Source organism: Cobetia amphilecti (genome assembly GCF_020217465.1).
GTDB classification, from domain to species: domain Bacteria; phylum Pseudomonadota; class Gammaproteobacteria; order Pseudomonadales; family Halomonadaceae; genus Cobetia; species Cobetia amphilecti.
In genome coordinates this window covers 1669750-1685764 of record NZ_CP084115.1, presented here as the reverse complement: position 1 = coordinate 1685764, position 16015 = coordinate 1669750, and the positions used below count along the sequence as shown (strand labels likewise).

The 16015-nt window shown below is 63.4% G+C and carries 15 protein-coding genes; 7 read left to right on the top strand and 8 right to left on the bottom strand.

Translation table 11 applies throughout. The annotated features are described in order from the left end of the window. Positions 1-6: 6 nt before the first annotated feature. Entirely contained in the window at positions 7-993 is a 987-nt protein-coding gene (locus tag LCW13_RS07230) for a zinc-dependent alcohol dehydrogenase family protein (RefSeq protein WP_225347910.1), read from the bottom strand. A 235-nt stretch (positions 994-1228) separates the two neighbouring features. Here LCW13_RS07230 and LCW13_RS07225 point away from each other — a divergent pair, with 235 nt between their 5' ends. Continuing rightward, positions 1229-2131: a LysR family transcriptional regulator gene (locus LCW13_RS07225; protein WP_043332286.1), complete on the top strand. Its 903-nt coding sequence runs from the start codon at positions 1229-1231 to the stop codon at positions 2129-2131. 16 nt (positions 2132-2147) lie between these two features. On the opposite strand, the gene LCW13_RS07220 is transcribed toward LCW13_RS07225, so the two are convergent. Beyond that, positions 2148-2723, bottom strand: coding sequence for an HD domain-containing protein (locus tag LCW13_RS07220; RefSeq protein WP_225347909.1), 576 nt, complete (start codon positions 2721-2723; stop codon positions 2148-2150). After that, positions 2720-3817, bottom strand: coding sequence for a TauD/TfdA family dioxygenase (locus tag LCW13_RS07215; RefSeq protein ID WP_175090541.1), 1098 nt, complete (start codon positions 3815-3817; stop codon positions 2720-2722). Before LCW13_RS07215 ends, LCW13_RS07220 begins: the two co-directional genes overlap by 4 nt. 253 nt (positions 3818-4070) lie before the next feature. Here LCW13_RS07215 and LCW13_RS07210 point away from each other — a divergent pair, with 253 nt between their 5' ends. From LCW13_RS07210 to LCW13_RS07185, 6 genes are all read left to right on the top strand, one after another. Then, positions 4071-5108 carry a LysR substrate-binding domain-containing protein gene (locus LCW13_RS07210; RefSeq protein WP_052384372.1) on the top strand — a complete coding sequence of 346 codons (1038 nt, stop codon included), beginning with the start codon at positions 4071-4073 and terminating at the stop codon, positions 5106-5108. 292 nt (positions 5109-5400) lie between these two features. Further along, a complete protein-coding gene (locus LCW13_RS07205) occupies positions 5401-6900 on the top strand; it encodes an ABC transporter substrate-binding protein (protein WP_175090543.1) in 1500 nt (499 codons plus the stop codon). Beyond that, complete coding sequence (locus LCW13_RS07200) at positions 6900-8177, top strand: alkaline phosphatase family protein (protein WP_225347908.1); 1278 nt, start codon at positions 6900-6902, stop codon at positions 8175-8177. Before LCW13_RS07205 ends, LCW13_RS07200 begins: the two co-directional genes overlap by 1 nt. 1 nt (position 8178) lies before the next feature. After that, positions 8179-9123 (top strand): ABC transporter permease, encoded by a 945-nt coding sequence (locus LCW13_RS07195; RefSeq protein WP_054555884.1) that lies wholly within the window; start codon positions 8179-8181, stop codon positions 9121-9123. 7 nt (positions 9124-9130) lie between these two features. Continuing rightward, the gene (locus LCW13_RS07190) at positions 9131-10030 is read left to right on the top strand and encodes an ABC transporter permease (RefSeq protein ID WP_043332303.1); all 900 of its coding nucleotides are present in this window, start codon (positions 9131-9133) and stop codon (positions 10028-10030) included. A gap of 23 nt (positions 10031-10053) precedes the next feature. Then, entirely contained in the window at positions 10054-12012 is a 1959-nt protein-coding gene (locus LCW13_RS07185) for an ABC transporter ATP-binding protein (protein WP_175090545.1), read from the top strand. A gap of 392 nt (positions 12013-12404) precedes the next feature. Here the strand turns inward: LCW13_RS07185 and LCW13_RS07180 are convergent, their stop codons facing one another. The 5 genes from LCW13_RS07180 to LCW13_RS07160 form a co-directional block, all read right to left on the bottom strand. After that, the gene (locus LCW13_RS07180) at positions 12405-12752 is read right to left on the bottom strand and encodes a hypothetical protein (protein ID WP_175090546.1); all 348 of its coding nucleotides are present in this window, start codon (positions 12750-12752) and stop codon (positions 12405-12407) included. A 77-nt stretch (positions 12753-12829) separates the two neighbouring features. Then, positions 12830-13168: a hypothetical protein gene (locus LCW13_RS07175; RefSeq protein ID WP_175090547.1), complete on the bottom strand. Its 339-nt coding sequence runs from the start codon at positions 13166-13168 to the stop codon at positions 12830-12832. A 69-nt stretch (positions 13169-13237) separates the two neighbouring features. Next, positions 13238-13576: a hypothetical protein gene (locus tag LCW13_RS07170; protein ID WP_054555881.1), complete on the bottom strand. Its 339-nt coding sequence runs from the start codon at positions 13574-13576 to the stop codon at positions 13238-13240. Between the two features lie 66 nt (positions 13577-13642). Beyond that, entirely contained in the window at positions 13643-13987 is a 345-nt protein-coding gene (locus tag LCW13_RS07165; RefSeq protein WP_043334022.1) for a hypothetical protein, read from the bottom strand. An 837-nt stretch (positions 13988-14824) separates the two neighbouring features. Then, positions 14825-15919 (bottom strand): ADP-ribosylglycohydrolase family protein, encoded by a 1095-nt coding sequence (locus tag LCW13_RS07160; RefSeq protein WP_043334023.1) that lies wholly within the window; start codon positions 15917-15919, stop codon positions 14825-14827. Positions 15920-16015 lie beyond the last annotated feature (96 nt).

Sequence of the window (16015 nt, the reverse complement as noted above, 5' to 3'; positions counted from 1 at the left end):
CCGCTATCAGACCTCGACGATGACCTTGCCGGTTGCCTTGCCGCTGCCCAGGCGGGCGTGGGCCTGGCCCACTTCCTCAAGCGGGAAGACCTGATCATCGATGATCGGCTTGAGCGCGCCGGCATCGGCGATACGCGCCATGTCGGCCAGAATCTCGTGGTGCTGCTGACGACGGAAGTCATGCAGCATCGGGATCAGCATGAAGACGACATGCAGTGACAGGCCCTTGAAGTGCGCGGTGGACAGGTCGATTTCCATGAAGGACACGGTCGTCGAGACATGGCCATTGAGCGCGGCAGCCTCGAAGGAGGTCGGCAGGTTGGCGCCGCCGACGGAGTCGAACACGATGTCGAAGCCCTTGCCGTCGGTGTGCTTGGCCACATAGTCGGCGACCTGCTCATTGCGGTAATTGATGGCACTGGCCCCCAGCCCTTCGACCAGCGTCTCGTGCTCATCACGACCGACGGTAGAGGCAACATCGGCACCGAAGTGACGGGCCAGCTGGATGGCGATGTGCCCCACACCACCCGCCCCACCGTGAACCAGCACCTTCTGACCGGCCTCGATGTTGGCGCGCTTGAGACCTTCATAAGCCGTGATGCCGACCAGCGGCAGCGCCGCGGCTTCCACCATGCTCAAGGACTTCGGCTTGTGGGCGATCAGGCGGACATCGGCGGCGATATACGCGGTCAGGGTGCCCGGAAGGTCGGCCAGGCCACCAGCACAACCATAGACTTCATCCCCGATGGCGTAGCCTTCGACGCCCTCGCCCACGGCTTCGACGGTACCGGCGAAGTCCATGCCCAGCAGCGACGGCAGTGCGGGAGACAGTGGCAGCTCAGGGCCCATCTCGCGAATCATGGTGTCGACGGTGTTGATACTCGTGGCGGCGATACGCACCAGTACCTGACCTGCCGCCGCTTGGGGCTTGGCGATTTCGGCCGCTTCGAACACCTCGGGACCACCGAATGATTTGACGAGCATCGCTTTCATGAGTCTGTCTCCTGCGTGGATGTGGAGCCAGCATAATTGTCATGGGCCTGAATGATAAACGGCGATAAACTACAATCAGTTTATTGGTTTTATTGAAAGTATTGGATGTATTGGGCGTGTTGGACGTATTGAGCTTGTTGGATGTAGTGGACGTCACGAACATTGCGCCAAGCCGTAGCTGGCGTGCCTCTCGCCATCGGGAGCCACGCACGTCGACGCAAATGAGGACACCCGCATGAATCTTGAGCACCTGAAGCTGTTCGTCCGCCTGGCCGCCGTGAACAGCATCAGTCAGGCCGGCGAGGACCTGGGACTGTCGCCCGCCGTCGCCAGCTCTCACTTGCGCAAGCTCGAGGACAGTCTGGGGGTGCGCCTGCTGCATCGCACCACGCGTCATGTGGCACTGAGCGAAGAAGGTCGTGCCTTTCTCCCCCATGCAGAGGAGGTACTGATCAGCGCTGAGGCCGCGCGGGCTGCCGTCGGCATCGGCACGACCTCCCCCAGCGGCACCTTGCGCATCACCGCATCCGCCTCCTTCGGGCGCATGCACCTGGTGCCGGGCCTGGCCGGTTTTCTCGAGCGCTGCCCTGATCTCGAACTGGACCTGCGACTGACCGACACCATCGTCGATCTGGTCGAGGGCGGCTTTGATATCGCCATCCGCAACTCCGCCCTCAAGGATTCCAGCCTGATCGCGCGGCGCCTGGCACCGGACAAGCGCATTCTGTGCGCCTCGCCGGACTATCTCGCGCGCCATGGCACACCGACGCATCCCTCGATGCTGCACGAACACGAATGCCTGACCCTGATCGGCATGGACCAGTGGTGCTTTCAGTGCGAGAACGGCGTCGAGCCGATTCGCGTCAAGGGGCGTATCCGCACCGACAATGGCGAAGCCGTTCGTGACGCCTGCGCCGCTGGCCTGGGCATCACCCTGTCCTCGACATGGAGCATTTACCGCCACCTGGCCGAAGGCAGCCTGGTAGAGGTGCTGCCCGAGACGCCCTTGATCAGCGAGACCGGCATCTGGGCGGTCTATCCCAGCAACCGCCAGCTGGCCCCCAAGGTGCGCGCCTTCCTGGACTACTTCTCCGAATACTTCGGCAGCCCGCCCTATTGGGATGTCCAACAGGGCTGAGACGCCGGAAAGCCCGTCATACCGCCGCCAGCACCCAGCGCTGAAGCATCGGCTTGTAGTGAGCGAAGTCCGGCGTCTGCATGCCGGCCACCTTGGCGGCATCATCCAGGCGCCGCACCTTGAGAATGGCCGCAAGCTGGGGCAGCTGGGCAAAGGCCGCGGCCTCGTGCGGCTCCATCGCCCCGCCCTGCAGGGCCAGGCTATCCAGCGAGGCCTGTGACAGACAGGCGCGATAGCTCGGCTCCACCGCGACCAGATAACGCTTGGCCGCCACGTGCTGGCGTACCGGCTCGACGATCTCGGCCGGGAAGAAGCGCGCCAGCCAGTCGGCACCGCTGACCTGATGACGATTGTCCTGGCCGTTCATCAAGACCTCCGGCGGCAGCCCATTGGCGTAATGCCCCACGTCATGCAGCAAGGCGGCCAGAATCACCGACTCGGATTCCCCCTGCTGCTCGGCCAGATGCGCCGCCTGCAGCATGTGCTCGGCCATGGTCACCTCCTCGCCCAGATAGGAGTCCGCACCGTGCAGGGCGAAGATGTCCTCGATCAAGCCGACGATGCCCTCGGCGTTGGCAGGCTGCGTGATCATCGGGCGTTCTCCAGCAGATTGAGGGTGGAATACAGGCTGTCGAGATCGGCGTAGGCGCCCTGCAGATGACGATTGCCACCGGCCACGAAGGCGGTACGGGCATGCATCACGCGACTGTTGTCGAACAGCAGGCAGTCCCCCGGGGCAAGGCGCAGGCGCGTGGCCTGCTCCGGCTGACCGATCACGCGCGCCCAGTCGTGATAGGCACGATAGAAGGCGCGTTGCGCCTCAAGCGGCAGCGGCAGCGAGGCGATGGAGCGGTTGTTGTAACGCACCTGGCGGATGTTGCCCTTGTGGTCGGTCTCGATGAACGGCACCCAGCTTCTGAGATCGGCATGGTCCGCGTCATGAAAGCGGAACGGCACCCGCGTGCGCGTCAGCAGCGCGAAACTCTCGGGCGCCAGTTCGCGCAGGCGCTCGGCGGCGGCGAAGCCATCCACCAGCAGGGTCTGGCCGCCTTCCACCTCGTTGCTCAGGCAATGCAGCAGCTGGATGCTTGGCGCCGGGTCACGATAGGGGTTGTCGGTATGCGCCCCGAGTCCGAGATTGCTGAAGGCGAGATTGCTCGGCGAAACCTCGGTGCGGACATCGAACAGCTTGCCGTAATTGGTTTCGCGCACATACCCGAACTGCGCGATCACCTCGAGCACCTTGCCCGGCTCGACAGGCACGCCACGCAGGCACACCACCCCGGTGTCACGGACCCAGGCCAGTGCCTCGCGCCGCGCCTCTCCCCCGGCGATGACATCGGCCCACTCGACCCGGGCGACCGAGAACTCGCTGCCCTGCCACAGCGTCTTGTGCGCACTGCTGCGCTCATCGGGAAAGCCGGTACTCAAGGCGGCCAGCTCATCGACGCCGTAGCGAATCTCGCGTGCATTGCTCAGTGTCACTCGCAGGACGTCGCCCTCCTCAAGCGCCGCCTCGCTGATGGCGGCGTCCCAGTCGAGGTCGAGCACACTGTCCAGACGCTGGCCATTGGCATGGCGACGGGCGGGGTCATGGTCTTGCAGCCACAGCACATGCTGGGCAAGGGTCTGGCCATCATCCAGAGTCAGGTGAAGCTGTTCGGCGTCAAACGCGAGGCGAGGCATGCAGAGTCTTCCTGTCTGTCGAGTGCGATCACAAGCCGCAAGGCACGGCATGACGAACGGGTGTGGCTGGCGCTCATGTCAAACGAGCGATCCGCCAGTGAATGCCCGCCATGCTAGTGAACGCAGACCCGTGACCATAGCGAGACTTTCTGGCGGCGAGCCTTAGTTTTTATACGCGCACACTGTCACGTCATCGTCATGCACGGCTGCAAGAATGAGCGCCCGGCCGCGTGCCGCGGCAGGATCTGCAGTCATGGCTTCAGCACCAGCCGCCGATGCGGCGACTGGCTCAGTCAAGCTGGAGTTCTGCATGTCGCGTCCTGCCTATCACCCTTCCCAGCGCCTCGCTCAGCGCCTGCCCCCATTCAATGCCCTGACCGCCTTCGAGGCCACCGCACGCCTCGGCAGCCTGACCCGCGCCGCCGCCGAACTGTGCATTACCCAGGGCGCCGTCAGTCAGCGCGTCAAGCAGCTGGAAGACTTCCTCGCGGTCAGCCTGTTCGTGCGCCGCGGCAATCGCATCGAGCTGACCGACGAGGCGCATGCCTATCTGCCGCTGGTCAGTGGCGTGTTCGAGACCCTCAAGCGCGGCACCGCCACCCTCTTCCAGCACGATGAGCAACAGAGCCTGACGCTGCGCTCCAATCACAGCTTCGTCGAATACTGGCTGATCCCCAGGCTCAAGGACTTCCAGCGCCTGCATCCGAACATCCAGGTCACGGTGCTGCCGCACAACCAGGTACTCCCGGACGAGCAGCCCGATGTCGATATCGAGATCATCAATGGCTACGGCGGCTGGTGCGGGCGCGAGTACGAGAAACTGGCCGATGAGCAGTGGGTCGTCGTGGCCAGCCCCACCTTCCTGCATCACTCCCTCGCCCCCAATGCCTCACCCGCGAGTCCACTCGACGAGCTGGCCCGCGCGCCACGAATCGAGTGCATCGGCTACCGCGAAAGCTGGCTGGACTGGTTCCGACTGCAGAAGTTTCGCGGCCACATCCCGCCGGCCGGCCTCAAGTTCGGCAATGCCAGTCTGGCGATTGCCGCGGCACTCGAGGGACATGGCTTCCTGCTCGTCCGCCAGTCCTTCGTGATGGACCTGATCAAGAACGGACGCCTGCAACTGGCGCACGCCTTGCGCATGCCCAGCACCAGCAGCCAGTACCTGCTGGTGTCTCCGGAGCGCCGCCATGCCCCGGCGGTCAACGATTTCTGTGCCTGGTTGCGCAGCACCATGCACACCTCTCAGGCCAATCCTGTCACCAGCGAGATGCCCTCCCAGCCCCGCTAGCACGGGCAGGAAGACGCGAGCCTCAGAATTTCTAAGGCACAGTCGCAGTTTTTGTTGCGGCCAACGGCTGGCATCTGTCACGGAAACGTCATCATCTGCGCCAAAGATGACGCCTCAAGACGACAGCGTTGCCGCAGTTCGACCGTCCCGGCGGGCTGCGCCACGAGCCAACCAACGGCCTGCCTGTCGGCCTGACCCGGTTTTGCGGAACCTGCTTGCTGTCACTGATGACCGTATCTGACCACTGTCCCTGACTACCGTCCCTGACCGTTGCCCTTGCCTGGAGCCTGACATGAAGAAGCCCTTGATCGCCGCCATCGGCCTTGCCGCCTTCGCCCAACTGGCCGTCCCCCAGCTGGCCCATGCCGAGACACTGCGCACCCCGCATTGGGTCGAGTTCAGTGGCAAGGAGTCGCTGGACCCCATCTCCCCGACGCGCTTCTACTCGGCCAACCAGCTGATCTACAGCCGCCTGGTCCGTCAGGGCAGCAAGGGCGAGCCGGTGTCGGATCTGGCCTCCGAGTGGCAGGCCAACCCCGCTGCCGATGAGTGGACCTTCACGCTGCGTGACGGAGTCAGCTTTCACAATGGCAAGGCGCTGAGCGCGGATGACGTCATCTACAGCTTCACGCGTCTGCTCGACCCCGAGCGCGATGCCCCGGCACGTGCCGCGCTGTCAGTCATCGAGGACGTCAGCGTCAATGAGGCCGGCCAGATCGTGTTCCGCCTCAGCCAGTCCCATGCTGACCTGCCGATTCTGCTGATGGATTACCGCGCCAAGATCGTGCCGGTCGGCTTTGATGACGACACTTCACTGCAGGGCATCGGCACCGGCCCCTTCAAGCTGGTCGAATTCGATCCGCAGGGTACCACCACCTTCGAAGCCTTCGCTGACTACTGGGAAGGCGCACCGAAGCTGGATGGCATGGACCTGATCGGCATTCCCGATGACAACGCCCGCACCCAGGCATTGCTGGCCGGCCAGATTGACTGGTCGGGCTGGAATGGCGTCAACGCCCAGCAGCTGCGCCTGTTCTCCAGCAATCCGGCCTACCACTACGACTCCATCGCCACCGGCGACTGGCGTGGCATGGTGTTCCGCGCCGACGACGAGGTCTTCCAGGATGTGCGCGTGCGCCGTGCGCTGCGTCTGGTGGCCGACCGTGAAGAGATGGTCAACCTGCTGTTCGGCAAGGGCGGCGCCACCATTACCTGTGACAATCCGGTCTGGAATGGCGATCAATACAAGCTGGCGCAGCAATGCCCGCAGGACCTCGACACCGCTCGCAGCCTGCTGAGCGACGCGGGGTATGCCGATGGGCTGGAGATCGACGTCTACACCAGCGGCGTCGACAACTACTTCCGCCCGATGACGGAGCTCTACCAGCGTCAGGCAGCCGAGGCCGGCATCACCGTCAACGTGCACAACGTGCCCGCGGCGGATTACTGGAACACCGCCTGGATGAAGAAGCCGGCCTTCACCACGGCCTGGGGCCAGCGCCCGACCGATCAGGTGCTCAACGAGATCTTCCAGAGCGAGGCCAACTGGAACGAGTCGGCCTACAAGAACCCCGAATTCGATGCCCTGCTCGCCAAGGCGCGCGCCACCCTGGATGACGAAGCTCGCACCGAGCTCTATCACCAGGCCCAGGCGCTGCTGACCGAGACCGGCGCGACGCTGATTCCCTTCCACCTCAACAACAACCGCGTCATGAAGCGTGAGGTGCATATCCCGGCAGTCGAACACTTCGCGATTCGCTGGCACCAGGTCGACAAGCAGGGAGAGAGCTGATGTCCCGCCCTGGCCTGATCCTGATTCTGATGGACGGCATCAGCAGTCAGCGCTTCGCCGAGACGCGGGCGCGCCTGCCGCATCTCGATGCCCTTGCCAGAGACGGCCTGCTGATCGAGCGCCTGGGTGCCGATACCAATGCCAATTCGATGCCCGCGCGAGCGGGCGTCCTGACCGGGCAACCGGCTCAGGTGCACGGCATCTATTCCAACGGTATCTATTCCAACGGCATCCATTGCCCCGGTGCTGAGACGAAGACGGAGTTTGCGTCTGATACAGGGACTGAAACGGATAGCAACAGTCACGCCTCAGACGCCAGCGCCACTGCAGGGCATTTTCGCCCTGCAACGGTCGAGGACCTGCGTGGCGAGACCCTGCTCGAGGCCGCGCGCGCGGCAGGACTGCGGGTGGCCAGCCTCGGCTTCGGGCTGGCCCGCCCCGAGAGCTGCGACTGGTATCTGTCGCCCTGGTGGGAGGAAGGCGACCTGCGCGCCAAGGGCATGACCGCGCCGCGTCTGAATCACTGGGATGCCCGCAATGACGCCCTGATGCGCGCGATGAGCAATGACCAGCAACTGCTCAACGAGGCACTGTCGCTGATCGAGCGCGAAACGCCAGAGCTGGTGCTGCTCGAACTCAACACTCCCGATTACTGCCTGCATGTGCATGGCAATGATGACGCCCTGGTCGATGGGGCCCTGATGATGGTCGATGCCCAGCTTGGCAGCCTGCTGGCCGGCCTTGAGGCCATCAACAAGCGCGAGGCCTATCACCTGTGTGTCTTCAGTGATCATGGCCATGCCCCGGTCCAGCGGGCGCTGGTGGCAGACCGCCTTCTACCGGATGTCGCGCTGCAATGTGATGGTGGCCTGTTGCTGGTGGCCTGTGATGATGACGAACGCCAACGCGAGCAGGCCGCGCGCCTGGCCGAGTTCGGCGTCACGCCGCTTGCGGCGGCCGACTTCCTGCCCCCGGGCGTGAAGCATATCCAACTCTATCAGGCACCGCCTGGCATGAGCTTCGAACCCGCCTGCAAGCATGCCCATCACGCAGAGCTGGTGGCGGCGCCCGGCTATGTCTCCACACACGGTTTCGGCCCCGGCGCCACGTCGGATCAGCGCTTCGCCATTCTGCATGGCCCGTCAATCACTGCGGGCGAGCGCCTTGAACTCGAGTCACTGGCCCTCCACCCGCGCCTGCGTCAGGTGCTGGGCCTGCCGCCCCTCTGTGAGGCTTCGACGCCACAGCGGGCACGTGATCTTCAAGAGGTGAACTGAGATGTGGGCAATGCTGTTGCAGCGCTGCCTGTATGGCGGCTTCACGCTGGTCTTCGTGGCCTGCGTGGTGTTCTGGGTGATCGAGATGCTGCCCGGCGACTTCTGCGTCAACTATCTGGGACGCAGCATGACACCGATCAATCTCGCCCAGTGTCGCGCCGAGCTTGGCTTGGACACGCCGGTGACGACGCGCTTCGTCAGCTGGTGGGGGCAGTTGCTGAGTGGTGATTTCGGCACCTCGCTGACCAGTCGTGCACCGGTCAGCGATACCTTGATGCCGCGTCTGGCCAACACCTTGCTGCTGGGCGGCATCGCGACCGTGATGGCCATTCCGCTGGCCATCCTGCTGGGGCTGATCGCGGCGCTCAAGCGCGACAGCTGGATCGACTCCAGCCTCTCCAGCCTGGTGCTGATCGCCATGACGGTGCCGGAATTCATCAGCGCCACCCTGCTGACCCTGGCCTTCGCCATCTGGCTGCCGTGGTTCCCTGCCATCACCGTGGCCGGTGCCAACGAGAGCCTGTGGAACCTGCTGCCCGGTGTCTGGCTGCCCGCCATCACGCTGGCGCTGGTGGCCATGGCACACATGATGCGCATGACCCGCTCCAACACCATCAGCGTGATGGACAGTGACTTCATGAACATGGCGCGTATCCGCCAGCTGCCGCGCTGGCGACTGGTGATCCGTCATCTGGCACCGGCCGCCCTGCTGCCGACCATCAGTCTGGCCGCCATGACCATCGCCTGGCTGCTGGGCGGCGTGGTGATCGTCGAACAGGTCTTCAACTATCCGGGGCTGGGGCGCCTGATGATCTCGGCCATCAATGACCGCGACATGCCGGTGGTGCAGGCCTGCGCACTGGTGCTCTCCGTCACCTATGTGCTGTGCAATCTAGTCGCCGACATGCTGGTCATCGTGCTCAATCCCAAACTCAAGACAGCCTGAGTCACTCATGAACGCTTCTTCCTCGACGACCGCACGCGGCCCGCGACTGGCCCTGGCCAGCCTGCCGGGTCAACACACCCTGGCGCTGCTGTGGGCCAATCGCCAGGGCCGCCTGGGCCTGGTGCTGATCGGCCTGCATCTTCTGCTGGCCGTCGCTGGCCGCTGGCTGGCGCCCCATGACATCTCTGCGGGTGACAGTCTCGCTTCACTGCTGCCCCCCAGTGCCGAACATTGGCTGGGCACCGACCAGCTCGGCCGCGATGTCCTCAGCCGCACCCTGGCCGGGGGCCGCGAGGCCATCTACACCTCGCTGCCGGCCGCCGTGCTGGCCGTGGTATGGGGCAGCGCCTGCGGCATGCTGTTGGCCATCATCGGCGGGCGGGTCGAGAACATCGCCATGCGTCTGGTGGACGCCCTGCTGTCGATTCCCTGGCTACTGTTCCTCTTGCTGGTCATCGGCGTGATGGGCCCCGGCCCGCTGGTCTTCATCCTGACTCTGGGCATCTTCTATGGCGTGGCGGTGGTGCGCGTGATGGTCACTGCGTGCCGCGAAGTGCTGTGCCTTGACTATATACAGGCCGCACGACTGCGCGGCGACAGCCTGATGCGCCTGCTGTGGCGCGAGATCAAACCCAATGTGCTCGACACCATCCTCGTCGAGTTGGCGATGCGCTGGTCCTGGGCATTGCTGGCCTTCAGCTCGCTGTCGTTTCTCGGCTTCGGCGTCTCCCCGCCGACTCCGGACTGGGGGCTGATGGTCGCCGATGGCCGCGGCTTCATGTCGTTTGCGCCCTGGGCCGTGCTGCCGCCGATCGTGGCGCTATCCAGCCTGATCATCGCCATCAATCTGGTCGCCGACACCCTGGCCAAGACACTGGGCATCGACCGTGCGGGGCGCCCCGAATGACTTCGAATTCCAAAGGTGACGCCATGACGGACAACGCCGTGATCCGCGTTCGCGATCTCAACATCGGCTTTCATGATCGCCAGCAGACCTGGCGACCCGTGCTGCGCGGTATCGACCTGAGCCTGGGCCAGGGCGAGATTCTGGGTCTGGTGGGCGAGTCCGGCAGCGGCAAGAGCACCTTGGCCACGGCCATGCTGGGCCTGTTGCGTCGGGGCAGCCTGGTGCGCACCGGCGAGGTGAGTGTCGCCTTACCTGCGCCCGCCACTGCCTCCACTTCTGCCACTGCCTCTACCTCTGCCACTGCCTCTACAAGTCATGACCCTCTTCACGACGAGCACCGCCAGCTGAGCTTTCATCATCAACCGGGGCGCTGGCTGGGCGAACTCAGGCTCGGGCTGGTGTCCCAGCATGCCGAAAAGGCCATGACGCCCCATCTCACGCTCGGCAGCCTGCTGTGCGAGACGCTGCTGTCACAGGGCGTGAAAGGCAAGGCGGAACGTGAACAGCAGGCCGTGGCATGGCTGCGACGCGTCCACCTCCCTCACCCCGAAGTGCTGATGCAGCGCTATCCGCACCAGCTTTCCGGCGGACAGCAGCAACGCGCCAGTCTGGCGCTGGCCCTGGCGCAACGCCCACGAGTGCTGGTGATGGATGAGCCGACCACCGGCCTGGATGCCAGCACCCAGAATGAGATTCTGGCGCTGTTGGCCTCGCTGCGCGCTGAGCTGGGCATGAGCATCGTCTTCGTCAGTCATGATTTGGGCGCGGTATCTCACCTGTGTGACCGCGTCGCGGTGATGTACGCCGGTCAGCTGGTGGAGGTCGCCGCGACTCGCGACTTCCTCAACGGCCCGCGCCACCCCTATGGTCACGCGCTGCTGGCCGCGACTCCGGGCAGTCAGTGCTATCGACCTGACGCCGCGCTGGAAGGCACTCCGCCCCTGGTGGGAAGCGCCATCAAGGGCTGTGCCTTCGCACCGCGCTGTCCGCGCGCCAGTGAGACGTGCCGTGACAGCGTGCCGAGCTGGCAAGGTCGCTACGCCTGCCATCATGCGCTGGAGGGTCATGAATCAGTGGGCAGAGCGCATGCGGAGAGCGGAGAAAGTGCGAAAAGTGCGGAAAGTAACGCAGCAACCGATGAGCGGGCCGATCGCGTAAAGAACGACTCGCAGTCAGCCACGTCACTGGACATCGCGCCGCTGCTGGCCGTGGAGTCGCTGAACCTGTGCTATCGCATGCCCGGCTGGCTGGCGCGCCTGCGCGGTGAAACGCCGGCGCTCACCGTCAGCGATGTGGCATTCTCGCTCCAGCAAGGCGAGACGCTGGCCTTGATCGGCGAATCCGGCAGCGGCAAGACCTCGATCCTCAAGGCGCTGGCCGGCCTGCTCTCCCCCGTCTCCGGACAGCTCAGTCTGCGTCAGGAGTCCTTGGCGGGATTGGTCGCCGAGCGGCGTCCGGTGCAGCGTCAGAAGATCCAGTACATCTTCCAGCATGCCAGCACGGCGCTGAATCCTCGTCTGACCGTGTTCGAATCCCTCGCGCCGGTGCTGTCTCGCTGGTTCGATCTCAAGGGCGATGGCGCCCGCCAGCGTGCCCAGTCGCTGCTGGAAGAGGTGCGCCTGCCCGCGCTTTATCTCGACCGTCTGCCCAGTCAGCTGTCAGGGGGCGAGCAGCAGCGCGTCGCCATCGCCCGCGCGCTGGCCGCCGAGCCCGACATCCTGCTGTGTGACGAGATCACCTCGGCGCTGGATGTCTCGGTACAGGCGGCCATCATTCGCCTGCTGCAACGCCTCAAGCGTGAGCGCGGCCTGAGCCTGGTCTTCGTCACCCATGACCTGGGGCTGGTCAGTCATTTCGCGGACCGCGTACTGGTGCTGCGCAATGGCCGCACCGAGCATCTGGGAGATGTCGCAAGCCTCGCCACAGGGGACCTGCCGCCCTATGTGCAAACCCTGATGGAGGCCAAGCTGGTCGCGGCATGACCCGGCTTTCTGTCCCACCATTCTGTCCGGCCCGCCTGTCCCGGCTGCCTCTCCCTGCTGCCGATCTCCGCTGCTGATTACCTTCATGCAACGAAAAAAGCCCACCAATGGCGGGCAGGGAATGTCGGGACAGGACATTCAGGACAGGAAAGCGTTTGAGCAAGGGCTCTGCAGTTGACGACGAGTGCGCACTTCCACACTGGCTTCCACTCAGCCAAAACACTTGCTCAAGCGTTCTTCTCTCTCACGTATTCTTCTCTGGGACACTGACCATCATGACGCGACACGATGGTCAGTGGGTCCATTCAGCAACTGACAGGGGCAAGTCGATGGCATATCGGCATCCTTGGCTGTCTTGCAGAGTCGGAGGATGTTCATCCGCCGACGAGAGATCATGCGCTTTCGTTCAAGGCATGCTCGACGCGTGTAGCAGAGACACTCTTGCCAGCATCATTGACGTAATCAGCCGAATCGCTCGCCAGTGCACGGGTGGTGCCCTGGACGCCGGCGTTGCTGATGGACTTCTGGACGCGGCTAGCAGCGACACTCATGCCGGTTTCCACGGCGTCATCGTGATGCAGCGCGGCTTGCTGAGTCACCGGCTGTGCCTGGCCCATGATCACGCGATCACTGAGGGTGGCACGGACGCGGGCATCGGCTTCGCTGTCATTGGCAGAGGCCACGCCAGTGGCGGCAACGGACAATGCGGCAATGGCAAATAGAGACTTGAGGGATTGCATGGGGGTTCTCCTGTCGAAAAAGGTCATGTCAGTGCAGACACCTGGCCTGCAAGCGCCTGACGCAGACGTCGGGCGTCTCAGACGTTGACGTCGCTCACGGTGTGACGAACACGGGTGCCGGCAACGCTATCGCCGGAATCATTGGCGACATCGAATTCCTGCAGATGGATGGAGCGATCATGGCCACGGATCTCGTCGTCACCGGATGCCACCTGGAAACGGCCAGCAGCGGTGCTCATGCCGGTTTCCGCGAAGGTCGCCTGGGCGGTCGGAGCTTGCTGGGCAGAGCCATGGATGACGCTATCACTGACGTTGTGCTGGACGCGCTTGGCAGCCGGGCTATCGTCGGCGGCGAAGGATGCAGTGCTGACGGTGGCGAGTGCGGCAGCGGCGATCAGAGTCTTGAGAGTGTTCATGGTGTATCTCCTCGATAAAAAGCAAAGCGATGATCAGACCCGGCAATCCAGGTCAGGCTTGACGATGGTTCAGACGTTGCTGTCATTCAGGGCGTGCTGGACGCGAGTCGCTGCGACACTCTTGCCGGCATCGTTATCGAATGCCTGGCTGGCAGTGGCCACGGTGTGCGACTGACCATGGATGCGATCGGCACTGATGGACTGCTGAATGCGACCTGCCGCGACGCTCATGCCGGTTTCCGCGAAGCTGGCTTGCTGGGTAGCGGCTGACTGAGCGGTGCCGACGACGACGTCCTGGCTGATGGACTGCTGGACACGCTGGGCGGCCGGGCTGTCGTCCGCGGCGAAGGTGGCGGTGCTGACGGTAGCGAGAGCGGCGGCGGCGATCAGAGTCTTGATGGTTTTCATGATGAATCTCCTCGATGAACAAAGTGGTCAGTGGGCGTGAGTGCCCGGGCAAGACGACTGAATGGCTCAGACGTTGCTGTCGCTCAGGGCGTGCTGAACGCGGGTAGCAGCGACACTCTTGCCGGCGTCGTTGTCGAAGGCCTGCTCGCGGCTGACGGTGGCAACACCCTTGCCTTCGATGGCGGACTGATTGAGGGCAGTCTCGACACGACCTGCGGCAACGCTCATGCCGGTATCGGCGAAAGTGGCCTGGGCAGTCGGTGCCTGCTGGGCAGTGCCGACGACGACGTCCTGGCTGACGGACTGCTGAACACGCTGTGCGGCCGGGCTGTCATCCGCTGCGAAGGAGGCAGTGCTCACGGTAGCGAGAGCGGCGGCGGCGATCAGAGTCTTGAGGTTCAGAGTTTTCATGATGATTTTCCTTTGCTTGTCCTGGGCGATGTTGCCCTTGTGATGTCGTGTGCAGTCTCGGCTGCACCCGCCTAACTTGTTAACAGACTAATGATTATTGCGCTATCACACTAGCCATGTCGCTGGCAGCTCACTGTTTCCATCAAAGAACCAGATTGCGATGCCTTGTCATTGCCTCGGTACCCGTAAGTGGTTAAGTCCCTCACCACGCAAAACCCTTGCAAGCTTTTTGCATCACTTCTGTACAACCATGAAGGTGCATGTCGCCAGTGATCGAATGTCGATCAGTCACTCAGGTCTGCTCCGGTACCGCTGCCTGACACTTCAACTTTGGTCGCGATCATGAGGAAGGCATTCGTCAGCAGTATGTCTTTCTACCCTGCTGAAACCCTCACCGTTGTGCTTGTAGAGTCTTACGCTTGCGCCAACGGGTTGGATGCATGCCATCTTCAAAAAAGTGGAAGACGTCTTGACAGGCGCCAGCCATCGACCGAATCCAGACTGCCGTTTCGTGCAATGTGGAATGAGCGCATTGTGGACGAAACCCGCCACGCGAGATATCCCTCCACTGGAACAGCATTGATTCCAATCACGAACCAATGCGTCACTCACCTGACCCGCTGGACAGACGCTCATCTACGACTTTGGTAATAAGCATAGTATTATCAACCGCTTACGAAGCCCGTGGACGCCCTCTCAAGTCACCTGTTTCAAGCACTCCCTGCGCCTCTGCGCTCCCCTTGCATCGCGACGGGCGATGAAAATTGTTGTCCAGACACGAAAACGCGGAGCCATTGGAAGATGGCTCCGCGTTTTTTCATGCTGCTGCACCGCGCCTCAATAGCCCGGGTATTTCTCCCAGGCCCACTTTTCATCCTTGCCCCCACCATCGGTGTAGAGCTCCCAGCGGGGGCAGTCGTGCAGGTCTTTGGCGATCTCGCCGATGACGTCACGCAGTTCAAGGGGCGCCAGCCAGTCACTCGGTATCGCCTCCTCGCCCCATTGCGCCCCGAGCAGATTGCCCGTGATGGCCCCGGTGGAATCCGAATCCCCATCGTGATTGACCGCGAGCTGAATCGCAGAGCGGTAATCCCGGGCAGTGAGCGCGCAGTAGACAGCGATTGCCAAGGCTTCTTCCGCGATCCACCCCAGCCCCAGCAATACCACTGCGGCCGGCGCCGACGTTTCGGACTCGGCCAGCGCGCGGGCTTGCTCCAGGGCCTGCAGAGTGTCATCACAGCTCGGCTTGCGCTCGAGAATACGCAGAGCATGCGCGAGTGCCTGTGCCATCGAATCCCCCGCCACCAGACACTGGATCATCACCGCCAGCACGCCGCCGGTCAGCTGGCCGGTCACGTGCCCATGGGTCAGCGCACAGACCTCTTCTCCGAGTTCGAAGCACATCTCATGGGAGGCTCCCATCGCATGCGCGAACAAGCCGACAGGTGCCACACGCATCACCCCACCACAGCCCTTGCTGTCGTTTTGCGCCTTGTCACCGTAGGCACGCATCTGCTTGAGCGCTGACAGGCATGTCATGCCCGGGGCGCGCCGCGAATGGAGCTCGCGCTGCTTGATCAGCCAGCCACTGTCCAACCATTCTTGCTCGGTCTCCTGCCGCGAGCGTTCGCCTTGGGTGTAAAGCCAGCGCTCGTAGGCGCTGCTGACCAGACCACTTTGCGTCGTGATGCCTCTCAAGCAGCCACGCACATGACTGCGCAGCAGGCCCTCGGCAGTAAACAGCGTCATCTGCGTATCATCGGTAATCCGCCCCAGCCCACCATAGGCCGGTGCATAGTCGGCTATTCCATCACTGCCGAAGCGCGCCTGGATCTCCTCGTGCGACAGGAATTCCACCGCCGCCCCCAGGGCGTCACCCACCGCACCGCCCAACAGGCAACCACGAAACCGCGATGTCATCTCAAGCGTCATGTGCCTCTCCCCTGCGTGACCTTCAGGTGGCGTCAGCCACCCTCAATACGTCTTACGCTATCAGCATCTGCGCATTTGCTGAAAAGCAGGCTCAAC